The organism is Campylobacter concisus ATCC 51562 (genome assembly GCF_000466745.1).
Classification (GTDB): domain Bacteria; phylum Campylobacterota; class Campylobacteria; order Campylobacterales; family Campylobacteraceae; genus Campylobacter_A; species Campylobacter_A concisus_B.
This window is the reverse complement of sequence record NZ_ANNI01000003.1, coordinates 86,995-106,575: the sequence shown is the minus strand read 5'-3', so window position 1 is coordinate 106,575 and position 19,581 is coordinate 86,995. Positions and strand designations below refer to the sequence as shown.

The following is a 19,581-nucleotide window of genomic DNA, read 5'->3' as shown; positions in this document are numbered from 1 at the left end:
TGCTGCGGATTTGAAATTTTTAATAAGACTTACTTAATCAAACGCTAGTGTTTTTATGCTAATTTAAAAATAGCTTTTAGACTGGGTCTAAAAGCTTAATTTGTTTTTAGCTCTCTTTTAAGAGCTTGCTTGCGAGCATATCGGCTTTTGCTTTATCTGTATCTTTTTTTACGGATTTATAAATTTTAGATATATAATTTTCCAAAACTTCATGGCAAGATATTACTTTTTCATTTTCACTTCTTGCTACTTTTACGTATTCACCGCTATTTTGTAGCTCAAAAGCTAGGTCATTATCGCTTATCTGAAGCTCTAAAATTTCAAGCAACCTCTCTTGAAGCCTTGGCTCAAAAATAGGCGTCATAAGCTCCAAGCGACGCTCTAGATTTCTTGGCATCCAGTCAGCACTTGAGATGTAAATTTTTGGATTGGCGTGCTTGAAATATAAAATTCTAGCATGCTCTAAGTATTTGCCGATTATTGAGCGAACTTTTATATTTTCGCTTTTGCCTTTTATGCCAGGCCTTAGTCCGCACACACCACGAACTATAAGATCGATCTTCACGCCTGCGTTTGATGCGCGGCTAAGCTCATTTATCACATCTTCGTCGATTAGCGCATTCATTTTGGCGATGATCCTACCCTCGCTGCCTTTGCTAGCTTCCACTCTTATCTTTTCGATAATGCGCTCTTTTATCTGAAAAGGCGACATGCTAAGAGCGTTTAGACGGCGATTTTTATTATATCCTGAGAGGATATGAAAAAACGAAGTCGTATCTTGGCTAAATTCTTCTTTACTCGTAAATAGACTAACATCAGTATAAATTTTAGCCGAACTGCCGTTGTAGTTGCCTGTACCAAAGTGCATATAAAATTTAAGCTTATCGCCGATTTGGCGGATGACCTGGCTAACTTTTGCATGCACCTTAAAGCCTGTGATGCCATATATCACGTGCGCACCTGCGTCTTCAAGTGCCTTTGCCCAGTGCAAGTTATTTTCCTCGTCAAACCTTGCCTTTAGCTCAACCATCACGGTTACTTGCTTGCCGTCACTTGCGGCGTCTATTAGACTTTGAATTATTGGTGAGCTTTTATCGACTCTATAAAGTGTCATTCGAATAGATATGACTTTTGGATCTTTACTAGCTTCTTTTATAAAGCTTACAACTGGATCAAAACTCTCAAATGGATGCACTAAGAGCACATCTTCTTTGTCTATGGCGTCAAATACAGATATGCCATTGCCAAATGGTGGTAGCGTTTTTGGAACATAAGGTGCATTTGCCAGGTGGGTAAAATTTTTGCTTCCAGCTATCTCCCAAAGTGAGCTAAGAGTGAGTGGAATGCTTGAAAAATAGACATCTTTATGAAAAATTTTCATATGAAAATTTAAGAAGTCCAAGATATCAGCGTCTACGTTTTTATCGATTTGCATACGAACAAAAGCCCCTTTTCTGCGAAGCTTTAGCCCTTGCTCAAGTATCATCATAAAATCATCCGCCTCTTCTTCTTCGATGACGATATCAGCATTTCTTGTCACTCTAAAAGCAGCTGAGCTAAGTAGCTTATACCCTGGAAAAATTTCTTCTGCATGGCGATGCACGATCGTTTCAATCGGCACAAAAACATTGCTACTTGGCTGTGTAAAGCGTGGCAAGACTCTTGAAATTCTTATCATGCCGTATTTTAAAATTTCTGGATGTTCGATATCAGCAAGCTTAACGGCAAGAGAGAAGCTAAGGTTGTTTAGGTGCGGAAATGGATGAGTCGCATCGACAGCGATAGGCACGATGACTGGCAAGATATTTGAGAAAAAGTATTCGTCGCATTTTTGCTTCAAACTATTATCAAGCTCGTCATAATTTTTTATAAAAAGCCCCTCTTTGCTAAGAGCATTTACTGTTTTTTTATAGTGATCTTCTACTAAATTTTGCTCATTTTGTAGATATTTTCTAATCTCTCTTAGCTGATCAAGTGGGCTCATGCCATCGCCACTGCTCGTAGTAGCTCCAGCTGCGAAAAGCTGCTTTAAGCCAGCAACTCTGATCATATAAAACTCGTCTAGATTTGTCATATAAATGGCTATAAATTTTAGCTTTTCAAGTAAAGGAATTTCCTTTTCACACTGAGCGAGCACCCTTGAATTAAAGCGTAGCCAGCTTAATTCTCGGTTTATAAAAAGAGTTTCATTTTCGCTCATCATCTTCTCCTTGTGCGTTTTTGAGTTATTTTATGATATGTGCGGTTATAAAGTTCTTACTTTATTTAAAATTTTGGTTACAATAAGCCAAAACTTAAATTTAAAGGCTTGTTATGTCTGATTATGTGATATTAGTTGGTATCTTTTTAGTGGCAGTCGTTGTTTTTGCGCTTATTAAAAAGATATCGTTTTAGCTTTTAAATTTCTCCCACCACAAATAAGCAAAGATGAGCCCAAAGCCCTTGACTTTGCTCTCGTCAAAGGCAAATTTCATCATATCTTCTCGTTTTATGAAAACAAGCTCGATATCTTCGCCATCGACGCCACCACCAGAATTTACCTTCATACTCTCATCGATCTTTGCGTAAAACATCGTTTGCATATTGCCTCCAAAGCCAAAAGCACCGTATGTCATCGTGATACGCTCTATCTCTTTTAGCTCATAGCCTACTTCTTCGATCGCTTCTTCTCTGGCTGTTTGCTCTTCGCTTAGTCCTTTATCCATAAGCCCTGCGCAAAGCTCGTAAGTAAAGCCTTGCTCATTTGTTTTGATGCCTTCTTTCTCTTGTGAGTACCAAACAGCCGGGCGAAACTGCTTTACGAACAAAAAGGCATCTTTTTGCTCGTGATATAAAAAAATACTAACACTATTCATCACCTTGACGCAGTCCCAATCTCTTTGGACACCATTTTGCATAAATTTCATCTTAAATGGCTTTAGGTATTTTGATTCACCAAGAGGCAGAATTTCTAAATTAGTTATAGTAGTATCCATTTTGCAAGTCCTAAAAAGCTAAAAAATCCTATCGCATCAGTAAAAGTAGTAAGAATGACGGCTGAACCGACTGCAGGATCTATGTTAAAGCGCCTTAGCGTCAAAGGTATGATCGTGCCAAAAAAGCCAGCAAAGAATAAATTCGTAACCATGCTAAGCCCGATAACAACGCCAAGCATACCTTTGTCAAACCAAACAGAGGCGATTATGCCCATTACCACACCAAAGATTAGTCCATTTATGAGTGAAATACTAACCTCACGTTTTAAGACATTTTTGGCATCTTTAAACTCGATCTCACCAAGTGCTAAACGGCGAACCGTAACGGCAAGCGCTTGTGTGCCAGTATTTCCACCCATTGACGCAACTATTGGCATTAAAACAGCAAGAGCGACATAGGCTGCGATTGTCTCGTCAAAAAGTCCGATTATGGATGAGCTAAAAAGAGCTGTTAGTAAATTTACACCAAGCCAAACCGCACGACCACGACCAGCCTTAAAAAGCGTATCGTCCTCTTCTGACTCGTCATCAACGCCGGCTAGGTTATAAATTTGCTCAGTTGCACTCTCTTGAATGTAGTCATGGATGTCATCAGACGTGATACGACCAAGTAAAATTCCAGTGCTACTTGTAACTGCGATAACATTTAAATCGTACTCTTGAAACATATCAGCGACATTTTGCATAAGGTCCATATCATTTGCAACATGTGGCTTGTAGTGATCGATCTGCGCTGACTCGATATTTTGCTTTAGCGTCTTTGTAAAATCAAAAAGTATAAGATCTTCAAGCGGAATAGCATATTGTAAAACTCCATTTTTATCGATGATAAAAAGCTGTGAGATATTTTCTAACTTACCTTCTTGCTTTTCTCGTCTAAGTCTTGCTACTGCATTGCCAAGCTTTTCTTCAAGGTGAGCCGAAAAAAGCTCTGTTTGCATGTGCGCACCGGCTCTATCTTCTTCGTAGCTTCTAAGTCTTAAAATTTCATTTTGGTTTTCTCTATCAAGTTCGTTAAAGAGCTCTCTAGCTTTATCCTCGTCAATGTCCTCGATGTATTGAAGCAAATCAGTCGCATCATCACTCTCTAGCTCTTCAAGTGCTTCTACGATCTTTTCGGCTGGAAGTTGTTCGATCACATCTTTTAGCATGTGATCAGGTAGCTCGATAGCAACATCACCTAAAATTTCAGGATCTAGCTTTTCAAGATAGTGAGCAAAAAGCTCTTCGTCGTGCTTTTTAAGTGTTTTTAGGTGCTGGGCTAGCTCGTAAGGCGAGAGTTCATTGTCTTCTAAATTTTCATCTAAATGCTGATCTATCAGCTCTTTTGCTTCTTCTAGTTCTTGGCTCAAGTTTTACCTTTAAAATTCTATTACATTAGGGAAAAATTCCACTTTGTGATACTCTTTTTCATTGCTTAAAGCATTTTTTATTAGCTCGTCATTTTTGCTAACAACTGCTTTAAATTTAGCTGATTCTTTCTTATCCTCTAGGCTTTTAACGACCTTTATTGCACTTTCTGGATTGATAGGCTTATTATCTCTATAAAGACCAAAATGAAGATGTGGCCCTGTGCTCATACCGCTTGTACCAACGTAGGCTATAAGCGTGCCTTGCTTGACTTTTAGACCACCTTTTATGCTTTTAGCAAAGCCATTTAGGTGAGCATAAAGTGTCTCGTAGCCACCAGCATGAGAGATGATGACGGTTCTGCCATATCCGCTTTTTTGTCCGACAAATTTAACCGTGCCATCGCCTGCGGCTTTGATTGGTGTGCCTTTTGGAGCACCGTAGTCAACGCCAAGGTGTGCTCTATATCTTTGGAGAATAGGGTGCCATCTTTTTAGAGTAAAAGCTGATGTGATTCTGGCGTTTGCAAGAGGGCGAACTAGTAAAAATTTATCATTTTTCTTGCCATTTTTATCATAAAATTTATCTTCAAATTTATACATGACATATCGTTTATTTTTCGTTTCTATCATCGCAGCATAAATTTCTGGAGTTCCAAAAGAGCGGCCCATACGTATTTTTTGATTATAAACGATAGCAATCGTATCGCCTTTATTTATCTTTTTAAAATCAATGCCACTTCCTTTAAAAATTTCTTTAAAGCCAAGAGCTAATGTGCCAGAGCCAGTGTAGTCAAAAATGTCTTCTGAGACTGATTTGTCCACCTTTAAGGCTAAAAATTTATCCTCACTTTGATAAGAGATGGGAAGAAATTCGAGCTTAAATTTATCATTGTCATCTCTAAAAATATGCATTTGAAGCTCGTCACTAACAGGGATTAGTACTTGTTTAGTGTTACCGTTGTCGTCTTTATAAATTTGATACTTTGTGCCAGCGATGATCTCTTCTGTTAGCTCTTGATCTTCGGTTGCTAAGTTATAGTAAAGTGAAAGTGGGATTTTGTTTGTCTCTAAGAAATTTAAGAAGTTACTTCCATTTGGCCAGCTAAGCTCTTCGACACTTGGCTTTATAGCGTATAAATTTATAGATAATATTGCAAAAATTATAAAAATACGAGGCATTAATGTCCTTTTAAAAAGCTGGTGGGATTTTAACTAAAACTTGCTTTAATTTTGCAAAAGATAAAGCATTTTAGGCTATAATCGCTCTAAAAATTTAAACCTAGGAGATATTTTTGAAACGTATATTTGTGATTTTATCGCTAGTTTTTGGCTTTGCTTTTGGGGCTGATTTTTCTTTAAATGAGTATAGAACTCCTATAATTAGCGTCGATAGTGATGGCACAGCGACGATAGTTGATAGTCCAGAAATTTTAATCGGCTCAAGTGGTGTCGTACTTCATAAATTTGATACTGATAGCTCTATCATCGCAAGAGTTAGCGTTATCTCAAAAAATTCTGGCTTTGCTAAGATTAGATTTGAGGTGTTTGATCTACTTGAGCAAAAGGCGCTCCCGCTTCCAGGCATTGCACCTGCAAATGGCGATATGGTCGTGCTAAACTATCTTTATAACCGCTCATTAATCATCGTGCCAAATAAAGAAATTTACGAAGAGATCACATCTGCGTTTCCAAATATGATATTTATCCACCCAGATATTATAGGAGCGTATCTAAGCTACGAATACAAGCCAAATCCAAGCAGAGATGACTTTAGAAAAATGTGCGCTCAAAGTGCAGCCGGTCTAATTTTCGTAGCAATGGATGGCAGAAGCGTTTTTGCTGATTGCCAAAGCTTTAAAGTACTAAAAGAATTTAAAAGTGGTGAGGTTGAGTACTATCAGCTGCCATTTTATACAAGAGTTAGCGACATAGACACCGTCTTTTGGAAGCTAAATAGCGAGCACATCAACAACTACGATGCTCACTATGAAAAACTTTTTGAAGAAGATAACTGATAAATGAGCCGTTTGTCCTTAAGTAAGCAAAGATTAAAAGAGTTTTTAAATTTGCTCCCAACGCTTAAGGACAAAGAACTCTTCCACTATGCCTCAAGCCTTAGTTTTCATACGATTTTATCGATTATTCCGATACTTCTTATATCGTTTTCTATCTTTACAAAATTGCCTAGTTTTGAGGATTATTACGCCAAAATTCAGGACTTTATATTTTCGGCTCTTTTGCCAAGTAACCAAGAGATCATCTCAAACTACTTGCAAAATTTCTTACAAAATAGCGGAAATTTAGGCTTAGTTGGCTTTGTAGCAATGATATTTACATCAGCCATGTTTTTTAGCGACTATGAATATGTAGTTTTAAAAGTGACACGTGCAAGTAAGGCTAGAGGATTTTGGTCAGCACTTAGCTCGTATTGGACGCTTATCACACTCGCGCCACTTGGTCTTGCTGGTAGTTTTTATCTTTCAAGCCTCATTCAAGAGATGCTAAACTCAAACGTGATCACAAACTCGATAAATTTTTTAAGCATATTCCCATATCTCATCATTTGGGCGATATTTTGCATCACATATCTCATCTCAGTAAATGACGAGATAAAATTTAAGAGCGCATTTTTTAGCTCATTTGCCGCCTCGCTTGTTTGGTATATTGGCAAGTCGGCCTTTGTCTATTATGTCCTTTATAATAAAACCTATCTAAGCGTTTATGGCTCGTTTTCAGCAGTGCTTTTCTTCTTTGTCTGGATCTACATCTCGTGGATCATCTTTTTATATGGGCTAAAGCTTTGTGCTTATCTCTCAAACAGCTCAAAATTTAAAAGATAAATTTAATAGTTAGTACCAGCTGGCAATATATTTTTATAAATTTACCAGCTAGTGTGATTTGTATTATTTTATGTAAAATCTTATGTAAAATCAGCGTTTAAACTCGTAAATTTCTATCTTTACGCCAAGTTCTTTGCTAAATTCTTTAGTCTTTTTCTCTAGCTTGTCTTTGTCAAAGCAGATAAGATCTATGTAAGATCGCATCTCGCCATTTGCTTCACCTATGATCTCACAAATTTCACTCTCTTTTAGCGCGTCTGAAATTTTGTTTTTGCTATCAACGCCAAACTGTATGTCGCCACCGTGAGATATGGCTAAAAAGCAAAAATTTATGCCAAGCTCAAAAGCTTCGTTATAAGTATCGCTTGCGCCGTCGTAGTATTCGTTTAGTAGCTCGCTAAGAGATGTATATCCTGTGAAAACGTCGTCACGTAGCTTGTTTGAACGAGGCTCTAGCTCATAGACCATAAAATTCTTAAGTGGCTCGTTTGAGGCTTCTTTACCAAATTTCTCATCTATAAGATCTGCAAAGTCGATCAGTGGTACGCCTTTTTCTCTTGGCTCGTCTATTATCTCAAACTCTCCAAGCATATTTATCATGATCATCTCACCAACTACGTTGTCACAAAGTATGAGCGATAATGTATAAGCCTTATTTTCATCTTCGCTTTTAAGCTTACTTAAAGTTTCGTTATATAGGCACATATCCACGCTTTTGTCGTTAAAATTTGCATAGACCATGACCTCATTTGCATCAACGCTTACGCCATGCATCTGTATAGTAGCGACGTTTCGTGGTGCGCGTGGCTTGCCAAGTGTGCAAGTAAGCTTTGACTCATACTCTTTTGGCATGCGCGATTTGATAAATTTAAGCCACAAAAGCCTGTGCTTTAGTCCTTCTGGAGTGAGTACTAGATCGATCTTTCCATCAATAAGGCCTATCATAAAAGTTGGATCGACTAAGCATAAATTTAGCGCTTCTTCGGCCATTTCGCTTGCAGCTTCAAAATTTTTATCTTCTAAATTTTGTTTGATGGCGTCTAAATTTTTGCCAAACTCGCTCCAAAATTTATCAACTCTGCTTGCAAAGCTAGAGCTCTTTTTAGAAAACCACATTTTTATCCTTGTTTATTAAAATTTTCAATATTTTTTTGCGTATAAATTTTCATCGATGGAAATTCTAAGGCACTTAGCTTGTCATATCCTTCTTCGTTAAAAATACATCCCGTATCTATATTTGCGCTATTTGTATAGAGCTTAGCCTCACGCACTGGCGTGTGGCCATAGACATTAAATATGCCTTCAACTTGCATCATATCGCCTCTGCCTGATAGTACATGCTTTCTAAACTCATCTCTTGAGCTATCATCATCTCTTAAAGTCCAAAATTTGCCAACAGCCGAGTGCGAAACGACCAAATGCTCGCCATTTTGGTTTTTGTAATCTTTAAACTCCAGATAAACCGGTCTTTGTTCTAAAAAATCAATATGCCTTTGCTTGAACCCCATGCTTTGAGCTAGGTATGATCTGTATGTTTCTTCGCCACCATTATTGTAAAACCAACTTGTATCAAATGGTGCTTGGTTGTTTAAAAATTCATATTTATTGCTTAGTAACCTTCTTTCGTGGTTTCCCATTACCATTTTATAGTTATTTTGTATGATAAGCTCGACTACATCGCAACTAAAAAGCCCCCGATCTATCACATCTCCGACAAAGCAAATTTGTGATTTTTCTTTGTCTGGAAACTGCTTGATAAGCTCTAAAAGTGTGTTAAAACAGCCGTGCACATCGCCTATGATATAAATTTGCTCGCTCAATTTTTCTCCTTTGTGCCAAATTTTAGTCTATTAAGCTTAAAAATGTAGTGTTAAGAAAACACTTTTGTATAGCTGTACTATATTGGCGTAATGCTAGCGATATATTAAAGTTAAGACCTAGTAAAAGATATTTAAAATTTAAGGAATTTAAAGTAGAAGGGAGCCTAAGCTCCCTAAAATCATTGTGCGTAAAAGCCACTAACCTTGCCGGTTAGGTCGATCATTATGTTTTTCATCTGAGTGTAGTGCTCAAGGATGATCTTGTGTGTTTCGCGGCCGATACCTGAGTTTTTATAGCCGCCAAATGGGCTTCCTGCTGGGATTTGGTTGTAGGTGTTGATCCAGACTCTACCAGTCTCCATAGACCTTGCAACACGAAGTGCCTTTGTGATGTCTTGTGTGAAAATTCCGCCACCTAGGCCGTATTCGCTATCATTTACCATTTTGATAAGCTCGGCTTCATCTTTAAATTTAATGACAACGCCAACTGGGCCAAAAATTTCTTCCTGAGCCACTCTCATATCGTTTGTCACATCAACTAGCAGTGTTGGCTCGACAAATGCGCCCTTGTCGCAACCATTTGCTGTGTAAGCTTTGCCACCGACTGCTACTTTTGCACCTTCTTTTTTGCCGATCTCGACGTAGTTTAGAATTTGCTCAGCTTGTTTTTTATTGATTTGTGAGCCCATTTGAGTGCTAGGATCGAGCGGATCGCCAACCTTTATAGTGCTAAATTTCTTAACCGCAGCCTCTATAAATTTGTCATAAAAACTCTCTTCTACGAAAATTCTAGATCCTGCGCAGCAAACTTGACCTTGGTTAAACAAAATTCCAAGCTGAAGGCCGTCAAGCGCTTTGTCTAAATTTGCATCGCTAAAGAAGATGTTTGCACTCTTACCGCCAAGCTCAAGTGTGGCTGGGATGATACGACGAGCCGCAGCTATGGCGATATCACGGCCGATCTCGGTTGAGCCAGTAAATGCTAGCTTATCAAGGCCTGGATGATTTTTGATCCACTCACCACTTTTGCTACCTTTTCCAGTTATTATGTTGATAAGACCTTTTGGCAAAATTTTATCTATCAGCCTAAATAGCTCAAGCACGCTTAGGCTTGTCTCGCTTGAAGGCTTAAACACGCTTGCATCGCCTGCTGCGATCACTGGAGCTAGCTTCCAAGCTGCCATTAAAAATGGGAAATTCCAAGGCACGATCTGACCCACAACGCCTATTGGCTCGCGTAAAACGATAGAGAGTTGCTTCTCGTCAAGGACGTTTGCGCTGCCTTCTTCGCCCATGATAACGCCAGCAAAGTACCTAAAATGCTCTGCTGCAAAAGGAATATCAACATTTAGCGTCTCTCTAATCGGCTTGCCGTTATCCATGCTCTCAACTTTTGCCAAGTGCTCTTTGTTTTCATCAATGATGTCAGCGATCTTGTTTAAAAGCTTTGCACGCTCGCTAACTGTGGTGTGTTTAAATTTCTTAAAAGCCTCACGTGCAGCACGAACTGCGTCATTTACATCTTCTTCGGTAGCGTCAGCGATCTTTGCAAGGTGCTCGCCGTTTGCTGGATTTTTTGAATCAAGTGTAGCGCCGTCTTTTGCGTCGCGCCACTCACCATTTATGAAAAGCCCATATTTTTCTAGTAGTTTCATACTTTTCTCCTTGATTAAGATTTTGTAAAAGGATTATAATATTAATAAAATTTATCAAAAATAAATTTTGGACATAAATTCTCTTTTTTAATAAATTTTATTATTTAAAGTAGGATTGTTTTAAAATTTAACTCTGCCAAGAGAGCAAAAACGTAGTTTCACCATCAAGTTTACTTTGGCATTTTACGGCGATGTCATTTTTCTTGCAGCACTCTTTAACTAAATTTAGCCCTATGCCAAAGCCGCCTTGATCGTCGTTAAATCTCGTGTAGCGGTCAAAAATTTTCATCTGATCCTCTTTGCTGATGCCTCGACCGGTGTTACTTATGCTAAAGAAATTTGGCTCTAAAACGATGCGTACTTCTGAATTTTGCGCTGCGTATTTTGCGACATTACTTAGGAGATTATCTAAAATTTTGCTCATATCCTCAAGGTCTGCGTTTATGAAGCTGGGCTTTAGGCTGGCATCTATCTTAAGTCCACGTTTGGCAAAAAATGGCGAGAAGTAGTTTAGCCTTTGTTTGGTTAGTAAATTTAGGTCTATGAGCTCTTTTTTGCCAGGCTTATCTAGGTTAAAGCTTAGATGAACGAGTGCGTCATAGATGTTATTTAGGCTCTTTGCGGCAAGGCTAATGTTGTTAAAACGCTTTAAATTTCGCTCATTTAGGTTGTCAAGATCGGCCGTTTCTATGCTCATCGAGATGACGCTTAGAGGTGTGTTTATCTCGTGTGTTGAGTCTTTTATAAAGCGGTTTAGCGTATCTATCTTTTCATAAAGCGGTCTTAGGCTTAGTTTTGCTAGGTAAAAGGCGACAAAGAGCAGTGCAAAAAAGAAAAAGAGTGCCTTTAGCGTGGTTGAAATTTGTAAAGATAAAATTTCAGCCTTGATATCTTTGCCAACTAGAAAAATATCTGCGTGTGAGAGCTCGTCTGTGGTGTTGTCGTCCATGTACTGGATCTTTTCAAATATCGCGACCTTGCCGCCGATCAAATTTACATTTTTGCTTTTGTCGATCTTTTGGCAGTCAAAGTCTTTATAAATTTTCTCGCCATTGTTTAGCACGATGCAAGCATGCACGCCTTTTTCTTTTGTTAGACTTGAAATTGAGTCAAGTCCATTCATTCTAGCTTTCATGTAAATGCCCATTTTTATCTCTTTTAGGCTCTTAACCTCGTTTAAAATGAGCGCTTCTTTTTTATTTTTGTAGTTATTGATGAAAAAATATCCTAAAAATAGCACGGAGCTAACAAGATAAAGGGATAAAATTTTAAATAAAATTTGCGTTTTTTCAGACATAGACGTAGCCGTCTCCACGCCTATTTAAAATGGCATCTTTGCCTAAAATTTGGCGTAAATTTTTGATATAGACACGAAGGCTAAGTTCGCTTGGCTCCTCGTCAAATTTCCAAATTTTATTAAAAATTTCATCTTTGGTTAAAATTTTGCCTTTGTTTTGTAAAAATAGGGCGAGTAGGTCGCTCTCTTTACTCGAGATATTTACATTTTTACCATCTTTGCTTAGTGTCTTGCTCTGCGGATGAAAGCTAAGCTCATCTGAAATTTTGATCACATCGCCACTGTGATGTGAGAAATTTCTCTTTAGAAGCGCTTGTATGCGGATAAGTAGCTCTTTTAGCTCAAATGGCTTTTTTAGATAGTCGTCGCAACCACTTTTGTAGCCTTTTTCAAGATCATCAATGGTATTTAGCGAGGTGGTAAAGATGCTAGGTGCGCTAACACCTAGCTCTCTTAAGGAAGAAAGAAGTGAAAAGCCATCTCCTTGTGGGAGTTTGACGTCAAGTATAAGCAGGTCGAAATTTTGCTCGTAGGCGAGATCAAGCGCTTCTTTGGCGTTATCTGAAGTAGTGACCTCATAGCCATTTTCAACTAGATACTCACTGATGAGATCAAGTAAAATTTCATCATCTTCAACGAGCAAAATTCTAACCATTAAGCACCTTTACATGCCTTTTTTCATTTCGTCTTTTTTCATACCCATGTCGTCTTTTTTCATTTCGTCTTTCATGCCCATGTCGTCTTTTTTCATCTCATCTTTTTTTACCATGGGTTTTTTGCCCATGTCATCTTTCATCATCTGCTCTTTCTTCATCATCTCGTCTTTGCCCATGTCATCTTTTTTCATCATTTCAGTAGCATTTGCAAGACCACCAAGCATAAACATAGCACCAAGTGCAACTAGTAGTAATTTCTTCATAACGTCTCCTTTAAATGAAATATGATGAAATACTATCTCTTTAGTGTTAAGTGAGCGTGAATTTACGCAAATACAAAATATATAACTGGAAGCGTGATAAATGAAAATAGCACGCCTATGGCCACTGATGAGATGGCTAGCGAGCTATCAAGTCCAGCTTTTATGACCATCGCACTTGCAAGGGCTGATGTCGGCATCGCACATTGAAAGAGACCAACGACCCAAGTTTTGCTCATCTGGATACCTGAGACTTTCAATATGATGAAAAATACGATAGCTGGTAAGATCATCTTGCACAAAAGCACGACGCTAACGCCTTTATATGAGCTTGTGATGCTACTAAAGTTAAGGCCAACACCGATCGCAAAAAGTGCTACTGGAGTGACGCTGCCTTCAAACATCCTAAGTGGCGCAAAGATAAAATCTGGAAGCGGGACTTCTTTTAAGATAAGACCCATGATAAGCGCTATAAATGGTGGAAATTTTAAAATTTTCATTGTATTTTGAAACAATGAAACCTTCTCTGGTGCGGCAAAAGATAGGATGAGTGGTCCAAGGATCGAAAGTGGGATACCAGTGGCTATTTGGTCGTAAAAGATGACCTCATTTACCATCGCATCGCCAAAGAAGCCCTGAATGACAGGCATACCGACAAATAGGGTGTTACCAAAAAGGCTTAGCATGACCATACTGACGGTTGTTATTTTGGTAAATTTAAAAACCCTGCCTATGACAAATGCCAAAGCGGCGCTAATGGCGGTTGAAGCAAAGCCGATAAGGATCGTGTTTATAAGCGAGGCATCGACATTTACGTGGTAAATTTTGTCAAAGATTAGCGCAGGCATTGCAAAACAAAGGACAAAATCCACAAATGGGATCGAGTGCTTTTGCTCAACAATGCCGACTTTTTTAGCAAAAAAACCAGTTGCGATTATGAAAAAAATTGCAAAAAGTGGAGTGAAGTTCATAGCATTCTCTTTTAAATCTAAATTTTTACGGAAAATTGATTATAGGACCCATAAGATTAAATTACAATAAACCTTTTTTAAAATTTGCTCTCAAAATTTATGCCTTGATATCAACCTTTTTATAAAATTTATCTCTCTCATCTATCTTTTCTTTGCTCTTTAAATCATTCTCAAGATAGCTTATATTATAAATTTCTCTTGTAGATATGCTTTTGCCATTATTTAGACTGATTAAAAATTTACTCTCAAATTTATTAGATAGATTGGCAATAGCGATCGCTCCAGCATCTTTTAGGCTTACGATTTTATCACCTTGCATGAAGCCAATATCTTTAAAATCCAAGCTATTTAGCTGCATATTACTCATCTCTTTTGCCTCTAAATTTATGCTAGTTTTTAGCTCACTTGGTGTATTTAGCTTGCCAGTATCGTTATAAAGCTCTTTTACGTCTATCTCTCTACCACTATCAAATTTTAGTCTGATGCTACCATCTTTGTTTAGCTTCATAGCTATTACGCTGTCACTATCTTGTAAGGCTGTTGCCGCCGTGGATTCATTTAGCATAAAAGCTCTTTTTACCTTTTTTAAATTTGACATACTAAACTCAAGCCCAGTTGCTTTACTAAATTCATTTTCCATGGCTATCATTTTGGCTGATTTTGTCTTCTCAAGCTTTGATATATAAGCATCCGCATTTTCTTCAAATTTCTTTAAATTATTACCAAGATTTTCTATCATCTTGTTGTATGCGTCAAACTCAGCGTTATAATCTTTGTAAAATTTCATAAAACTATCTTTTTGAAATTTTGTATATGAGAAATTTTCATCTTTTTTGTAATCTTTGCTCGGCTCAATGATCGGATTAAACTCGTTTAGTCTTGCAGTGTCATCAAAACCCACTTTAAGATAGGCAAAATTTTTAAAAGAGCTATCTTTGCCAAAGATGTTATTGTGTCTTAGATCGACCCAGCCGTCATTTTGGGCATATTTTTTAAAGAAATTATTTATATCATTTTTCTCTATCTTTTCATATCTGTTTTCTGCAGCGAACAAAGTATTTGGATCTGAGGCGTAGTAAGAGTGTCTATAATCAATATCTTTTGTATCCACGTAAAGATCGGGATTATTTGTGATCGTTGCTTTACGATTTAGCTCTTCTCTTTTTATTTGGTTGTGATTTATGACATTTGTGCTGATAAACTGCCTAAGGTCAACCCTTGGCATCACATCGCTTAAATTTGCTATTTTTTCATTTCCATCTTTGTCGTAACCCTTTACTTTTAGCTTATCAAAGAGTATATCTTTTTGATCTAGCACGCCGTCATTGTTGCTATCAAAGCTAAAAAGATAGCTATTATTTTCTAATTTTGTAGTGCCAAGTTTATCGTTATCGCCGTAAATATCTAAAAATACTTCTACCTCGCCATATTTTGTTTTTAGAGTGTTTGAATAAGCGTAATCGTTTAAATTTTTAAATTTTGTATTTTCTAAGTATCCACTTTTTAGTGTAGATAGCATGCTGCTACTATCTGAAGCTTTTATATTTTTAAAGTAGGCATTTTCACTAAAATGATAGCCTCTAGAAAGTTCATCGGAGTGAATTTTATTGTTGCTGTAGATGAGATTTTTTGAGTAGTTGTTTAAAATTTCTTCTACTTTTTGTAGGATTTTGTGTCTATTTTGCTCTTTTATCTCAGCATCAGTGATATTTATAACTTTGCTTACTTTGATACTTTCTTTTAAATTTGAAATTTGTTCGTTATTTATCTCTAAACCTTGTTTATCCTTAAAGGCATGGAGCATATCTGTAGGATTTTTTAAATCTTTTAAATTTATAAAGTTATATTTTAATGATGTGATATTCATCTAAAATCCTTTTTAAAGATGTTGCAGATAATATCGGATAAATTTAGAAAGTATTTAGGCGTATAATGGTGCCCGAGGTCGGACTCGAACCGACACAAGGTTGCCCTTACCAGATTTTGAGTCTGGCGCGTCTACCAGTTTCACCACTCGGGCTAAGTTAAGATTGAAAGTTAATTTTTGTGTGAGAGGAAAAAGGGGAGAGTTGCTCCCCTAAAAAGAAATTATTTCTTTTTACCTTTTTTAGCAGCACCAGCAGCAACTGCTTCTTTAAGTTTTTTGCCAACTTTGAATTTAACTGCTTTGCTAGCAGGAACGTCGATAACTTTTTTAGTTCCTGGAACTCTAGCTTTTCTTGCAGCTCTGTCAGCAGTACCGAAAGTACCAAAGCCTATAAAGCTAATTGTATCGCCTTTTTCAAGAACTGCTTGGATTGTCTCCAAAGTAGCATCAACAACTTTTAGAGTATCTTTTTTTGAAAGACCAGCCTTATCGGCAACAGCTTGAATAAATTCAGCTTTTTTCATGAACCATCCTTTTAAGAAGTTATGTGGCTATATTACACTCTTTTAAAAAAAAATACAATACTTTTTCCCTAAATTTAGCTCTTTTTTACGTTTTTTTAACAAAAAATACAATTTTTTTAAAAATTTACTCGCAAATTTCAAACATAAGCTCGGTCTTTAGACCAATCTTTTTCATATCAATAAGCCTTAAATTTTTAAAATTTAAGCTCATTAGTTCATCTTTATTTTTTACAAGCTTATTTGCTATCTGGCGCAAGACTTCGCCTCTATATGCTTTTGCGTGATGACTCACTATTTTTTTATTTTTTACAAAACAAAAAGCTATGTATTCTTTTTTTATAGTGTAAAATTTTTCATAAAATTTAGCTCTAAGGTCTAAAATCTCATCATTTTGTAAAAAATTATCAACCGCTTTACTAAAATTTTTTTCATAAAATTTTGAAATTTCAAAGCCACCCAGCTTTTCACCTTGCTTTAGTTTGTATTCTGGTATCTCATCTTTTGCTAAGATAGGCCCAAATAAATTTGAAAATATTAAAACATTATTATCTATATATTTTTGCACTTCATTATCTAAACCACGATAGTTTAGATGTTTATAGGCTACGCCATCATATCTTAAGATAGCTTTTATGCTGCCTTTTTGAGATAGACTTTCTCGCAGCTGCTTGCTCTCTTCAAGCTCTTTTAGTCCAAAAAGCTTTTTTATCTCGTCTAAATTTGCGTTTTTTAAAAACTCATCATATCTGTTTAAAATTTCAACTCTTTTGTCAAAAAGTTCTGGAAATATCAAATCCTTACCATCAAATTTATTATTCGTATTTAGAGAAATTTTACTTTCGCTTGGAGAAAAGAGAATTTTTAATGCCATTTTTCTTACCTATTTTATATATAAATTTTTGTTGGATTATACAATAAACTTTTTGTGCTAAAAAAAATCAAATTTTTACCGATATAAAAACAAGCGGAATTATTTTTGCTTAGAGTGAATAAAAATTTAGGAAAAAATTATGAGAATAACAAACCAACTACGTTTTAGCCAGACTTTGCATGACTACCAAAAAAATATGACTGGTGTAAATAAAAGCTATAAGCAGCTCTCAAATGGTTTGAAAATTCAAGATCCATACGATGGTGCTGCGACTTATAATGATGCGATGAGGCTTGATTATGAAGCGACTACTCTCACTCAAGTAGTTGATGCCACTGGTAAATCTGTAAATTTCTCAAAAAATACAGATAACGCATTGCAAGAGTTTGAAAAACAGCTTGAAAATTTTAAGACAAAAGTAGTCCAAGCAGCTAGCAGCGTACATAGTAAGACGTCACTAGAGGCTTTGGCAAATGACCTTCAAGGCATAAAAAATCACCTTGTAAATATTGCAAATACTTCGGTTAATGGGCAGTTTTTGTTTTCTGGAAGTGCTGTTGATACAAAGCCAATAGATGGTGCAGGAAAGTATCAAGGCAACCGTGATTATATGAAAACATCAGCTGGCGCTCAGGTTGAGCTTCCTTACAATATCCCAGGATATGATCTATTTTTAGGAAAAGATGGCGATTACAGTAAAATTTTGACTACAAATGTTCGTTTGGCTGATCAAACTAGAACCGACATCTCTTATGCGCCAAAATTTCTAAACGATAACAGCAAGATAAAAAATATGATTGGGCTAAATTACGCTAGTGATTCAGTGGTTAGAAGTGACGGCTCTTACAATGGAACAATAAATCCGGATTATGATTTTTTAGATAATTCAAATGTAAATTTTCCGGATACATATTTTTTCATGCAAGGCAAAAAGCCAGACGGCACGACATTTACTAGTAAATTTAAGATGAGTGCAAATACAACAATGGCTGGGCTTATGGAAAAAATCGGCATGGAATTTGGCAATACAAAAACAACAAAAGTTGTTGATGTGAGTATAAATAACGATGGACAATTTAATATAAAAGATCTTACTAAAGGTAATCAAACTATTGACTTTCATATGGTTGCAGCCACATCAGTAGCACCAAATCGCGGTGCAATCGCTCAAAACAACGCGCTTGATGCGGTAAATTCTCTTGAAGATCTTGAAACAATGGCAAATAACGTTCCAAAAACAGTTCATATCACTGAGTTTGTAAAGAGCAAATATACCGATAAAGATGGAAATGCGACAAATGCATTTGACTATGATAAGGTTAGATTTGAGAGAAAGGATAATGAGCTAATCGCAAATTTACCTCAAGTAGCTAGAAGAACGGGCGAATATGCAACAGATCAGACAAAGCTAAGCGAAGTTTCTGGTACAAAAGAGAGCTACGATAGAAATTTATATCCAAAAGATGTTGATGCTAGAAAGAGAGAGCTTTTTAATATTGACGACCAAGAGATAAATTTACAAGTAAAGTCAATCACTGGTACAAAATATGACATAAAGGTAAAAATGGGCACAGCAGGGGGTACAGATACTCCAGTGCAATTTGAAATAACATCTACACCACCAGGTGGCACGCCTTCTGCAACTAGAACTTTAACAGTCTATAACTCAGATGAGTTTGGAAGTTACAGAACTTATGCTAGCGATTTTACTTATAGGCAGCTCATGGATATCGTTGCTATGGCAGCAAGTGATAATATCCCAAATCCTCCACATGCAGAAAACGCAAATTTTGATACAGATATAGAAAAAGTAAAAAGAGATCAAAACTATAATGCCTATAAAGAGGCTTTATCAAAAACAAAGGGCACGGTAGAGACAACTTTAGATGATAAAGGCAGAATGGTTTTAACTGATAAGACAAAATCAGTAACAAACATAGAAGTAACTATGTATGATGCAAAAAATAGTGATAAATTTGATGGCGATAGCACCGGTAGAGATACGGCTGGTAATGCTGGCCACCCTCAAGGAAAGGGTTCTGTCTTTAGCTTTAATGAAAATAATGCTTTAACTATTGATGAGCCAAGTACCAGCGTTTTTCAAGACCTTGATAATATGATTGAGGCTGTTAGAAAGGGATATTATAGAGCTGATGCAAATAGCAATGATCCACGAAATACCGGCATGCAAGGCGCATTACAAAGGCTTGATCATCTAATAGATCATGCAAATAAAGAGCTTACAAAGATCGGCTCTCAATCAAGACTTTTAACCGCTACAAAAGAGCGAGCCGAAGTAATGAAAGTGAATGTGCTAACTGTTAAAAATGATGTAATTGACGCAGACTATGCGGAGTCATATTTGAAATTTACGCAGCTTTCACTATCTTATCAAGCAACCCTACAAGCAAGTGCAAAGATAAATCAACTAAGCTTGCTAAATTATTTAAATTAAAATTTAAATCAGCAGGCCGCCTAGCTTGCTGATTTTTT

At 36.8% G+C, this 19,581-nt stretch carries 16 protein-coding genes, 1 tRNA gene and 1 pseudogene; 3 read left to right on the top strand and 15 right to left on the bottom strand.

What is annotated here, in order from left to right; translation table 11 throughout:
- Positions 1–106: 106 nt before the first annotated feature.
- The 4 genes and pseudogenes from ATCC51562_RS01885 to ATCC51562_RS01870 all read right to left on the bottom strand — a co-directional run.
- Positions 107–2,212 (bottom strand): annotated as a pseudogene (locus ATCC51562_RS01885) (RNA degradosome polyphosphate kinase); the annotation flags it as partial.
- A 178-nt stretch (positions 2,213–2,390) separates the two neighbouring features.
- On the bottom strand, positions 2,391–2,975 hold the full coding sequence (locus ATCC51562_RS01880; protein WP_021090636.1) for an NUDIX domain-containing protein: 585 nt from the start codon (positions 2,973–2,975) through the stop codon (positions 2,391–2,393).
- Positions 2,960–4,327 (bottom strand): magnesium transporter, encoded by a 1,368-nt coding sequence (gene mgtE, locus ATCC51562_RS01875; RefSeq protein ID WP_021090506.1) that lies wholly within the window; start codon positions 4,325–4,327, stop codon positions 2,960–2,962. Before mgtE ends, ATCC51562_RS01880 begins: the two co-directional genes overlap by 16 nt.
- 9 nt (positions 4,328–4,336) lie before the next feature.
- Complete coding sequence (locus tag ATCC51562_RS01870; protein WP_021090769.1) at positions 4,337–5,506, bottom strand: peptidoglycan DD-metalloendopeptidase family protein; 1,170 nt, start codon at positions 5,504–5,506, stop codon at positions 4,337–4,339.
- A 113-nt stretch (positions 5,507–5,619) separates the two neighbouring features.
- On the opposite strand from ATCC51562_RS01870, the gene ATCC51562_RS01865 reads away from it, so the two are divergent.
- On the top strand, positions 5,620–6,342 hold the full coding sequence (locus ATCC51562_RS01865; protein WP_021090557.1) for a plasminogen-binding N-terminal domain-containing protein: 723 nt from the start codon (positions 5,620–5,622) through the stop codon (positions 6,340–6,342).
- Between the two features lie 3 nt (positions 6,343–6,345).
- Complete coding sequence (locus tag ATCC51562_RS01860; RefSeq protein ID WP_035167171.1) at positions 6,346–7,167, top strand: YihY family inner membrane protein; 822 nt, start codon at positions 6,346–6,348, stop codon at positions 7,165–7,167.
- Between the two features lie 90 nt (positions 7,168–7,257).
- Here ATCC51562_RS01860 and ATCC51562_RS01855 read toward each other — a convergent pair whose 3' ends face one another.
- The 11 genes from ATCC51562_RS01855 to ATCC51562_RS01805 all read right to left on the bottom strand — a co-directional run bounded on the left by ATCC51562_RS01855 (position 7,258) and on the right by ATCC51562_RS01805 (position 17,088).
- On the bottom strand, positions 7,258–8,283 hold the full coding sequence (locus ATCC51562_RS01855) for a hypothetical protein (RefSeq protein WP_021090826.1): 1,026 nt from the start codon (positions 8,281–8,283) through the stop codon (positions 7,258–7,260).
- Positions 8,284–8,285: 2 nt separating this feature from the next.
- Entirely contained in the window at positions 8,286–8,987 is a 702-nt protein-coding gene (locus tag ATCC51562_RS01850) for a metallophosphoesterase (protein ID WP_021090835.1), read from the bottom strand.
- A gap of 179 nt (positions 8,988–9,166) precedes the next feature.
- Positions 9,167–10,642, bottom strand: a complete 1,476-nt coding sequence (locus ATCC51562_RS01845; protein WP_021090659.1) for an aldehyde dehydrogenase family protein — start codon at positions 10,640–10,642, stop codon at positions 9,167–9,169.
- A 127-nt stretch (positions 10,643–10,769) separates the two neighbouring features.
- Complete coding sequence (locus tag ATCC51562_RS01840; protein WP_021090511.1) at positions 10,770–11,939, bottom strand: sensor histidine kinase; 1,170 nt, start codon at positions 11,937–11,939, stop codon at positions 10,770–10,772.
- Complete coding sequence (locus ATCC51562_RS01835) at positions 11,932–12,594, bottom strand: response regulator transcription factor (protein WP_021090576.1); 663 nt, start codon at positions 12,592–12,594, stop codon at positions 11,932–11,934. The genes ATCC51562_RS01840 and ATCC51562_RS01835 overlap by 8 nt, the downstream gene beginning before the upstream one ends.
- Positions 12,595–12,603: 9 nt before the next feature.
- Positions 12,604–12,858, bottom strand: a complete 255-nt coding sequence (locus tag ATCC51562_RS01830; protein ID WP_021090687.1) for a hypothetical protein — start codon at positions 12,856–12,858, stop codon at positions 12,604–12,606.
- 62 nt (positions 12,859–12,920) lie between these two features.
- Positions 12,921–13,826 carry an AEC family transporter gene (locus ATCC51562_RS01825; RefSeq protein ID WP_021090876.1) on the bottom strand — a complete coding sequence of 302 codons (906 nt, stop codon included), beginning with the start codon at positions 13,824–13,826 and terminating at the stop codon, positions 12,921–12,923.
- Between the two features lie 97 nt (positions 13,827–13,923).
- Positions 13,924–15,693, bottom strand: a complete 1,770-nt coding sequence (locus tag ATCC51562_RS01820) for a hypothetical protein (protein WP_021090852.1) — start codon at positions 15,691–15,693, stop codon at positions 13,924–13,926.
- A gap of 66 nt (positions 15,694–15,759) precedes the next feature.
- Positions 15,760–15,846 (bottom strand) — tRNA-Leu (locus ATCC51562_RS01815).
- Between the two features lie 68 nt (positions 15,847–15,914).
- Positions 15,915–16,217 carry an HU family DNA-binding protein gene (locus ATCC51562_RS01810; RefSeq protein WP_012001719.1) on the bottom strand — a complete coding sequence of 101 codons (303 nt, stop codon included), beginning with the start codon at positions 16,215–16,217 and terminating at the stop codon, positions 15,915–15,917.
- Between the two features lie 124 nt (positions 16,218–16,341).
- The gene (locus ATCC51562_RS01805; RefSeq protein WP_021090967.1) at positions 16,342–17,088 is read right to left on the bottom strand and encodes a YaaA family protein; all 747 of its coding nucleotides are present in this window, start codon (positions 17,086–17,088) and stop codon (positions 16,342–16,344) included.
- A 139-nt stretch (positions 17,089–17,227) separates the two neighbouring features.
- Here ATCC51562_RS01805 and ATCC51562_RS01800 point away from each other — a divergent pair, with 139 nt between their 5' ends.
- Positions 17,228–19,543 carry a flagellin gene (locus ATCC51562_RS01800; RefSeq protein ID WP_021090895.1) on the top strand — a complete coding sequence of 772 codons (2,316 nt, stop codon included), beginning with the start codon at positions 17,228–17,230 and terminating at the stop codon, positions 19,541–19,543.
- Positions 19,544–19,581: the final 38 nt, after the last annotated feature.

What these genes read in the sequence shown, in the direction of transcription:
- ATCC51562_RS01880 (WP_021090636.1), bottom strand. Translation starts at nt 2,975, where the DNA reads ATGGATACTACTATAACTAATTTAGAAATTCTGCCTCTTGGTGAATCA.
- ATCC51562_RS01870 (WP_021090769.1), bottom strand. Translation starts at nt 5,506, where the DNA reads ATGCCTCGTATTTTTATAATTTTTGCAATATTATCTATAAATTTATAC.
- ATCC51562_RS01860 (WP_035167171.1), top strand. Translation starts at nt 6,346, where the DNA reads ATGAGCCGTTTGTCCTTAAGTAAGCAAAGATTAAAAGAGTTTTTAAAT.
- ATCC51562_RS01855 (WP_021090826.1), bottom strand. Translation starts at nt 8,283, where the DNA reads ATGTGGTTTTCTAAAAAGAGCTCTAGCTTTGCAAGCAGAGTTGATAAA.
- ATCC51562_RS01845 (WP_021090659.1), bottom strand. Translation starts at nt 10,642, where the DNA reads ATGAAACTACTAGAAAAATATGGGCTTTTCATAAATGGTGAGTGGCGC.
- ATCC51562_RS01840 (WP_021090511.1), bottom strand. Translation starts at nt 11,939, where the DNA reads ATGTCTGAAAAAACGCAAATTTTATTTAAAATTTTATCCCTTTATCTT.
- ATCC51562_RS01835 (WP_021090576.1), bottom strand. Translation starts at nt 12,594, where the DNA reads ATGGTTAGAATTTTGCTCGTTGAAGATGATGAAATTTTACTTGATCTC.
- ATCC51562_RS01830 (WP_021090687.1), bottom strand. Translation starts at nt 12,858, where the DNA reads ATGAAGAAATTACTACTAGTTGCACTTGGTGCTATGTTTATGCTTGGT.
- ATCC51562_RS01825 (WP_021090876.1), bottom strand. Translation starts at nt 13,826, where the DNA reads ATGAACTTCACTCCACTTTTTGCAATTTTTTTCATAATCGCAACTGGT.
- ATCC51562_RS01820 (WP_021090852.1), bottom strand. Translation starts at nt 15,693, where the DNA reads ATGAATATCACATCATTAAAATATAACTTTATAAATTTAAAAGATTTA.
- ATCC51562_RS01810 (WP_012001719.1), bottom strand. Translation starts at nt 16,217, where the DNA reads ATGAAAAAAGCTGAATTTATTCAAGCTGTTGCCGATAAGGCTGGTCTT.
- ATCC51562_RS01805 (WP_021090967.1), bottom strand. Translation starts at nt 17,088, where the DNA reads ATGGCATTAAAAATTCTCTTTTCTCCAAGCGAAAGTAAAATTTCTCTA.
- ATCC51562_RS01800 (WP_021090895.1), top strand. Translation starts at nt 17,228, where the DNA reads ATGAGAATAACAAACCAACTACGTTTTAGCCAGACTTTGCATGACTAC.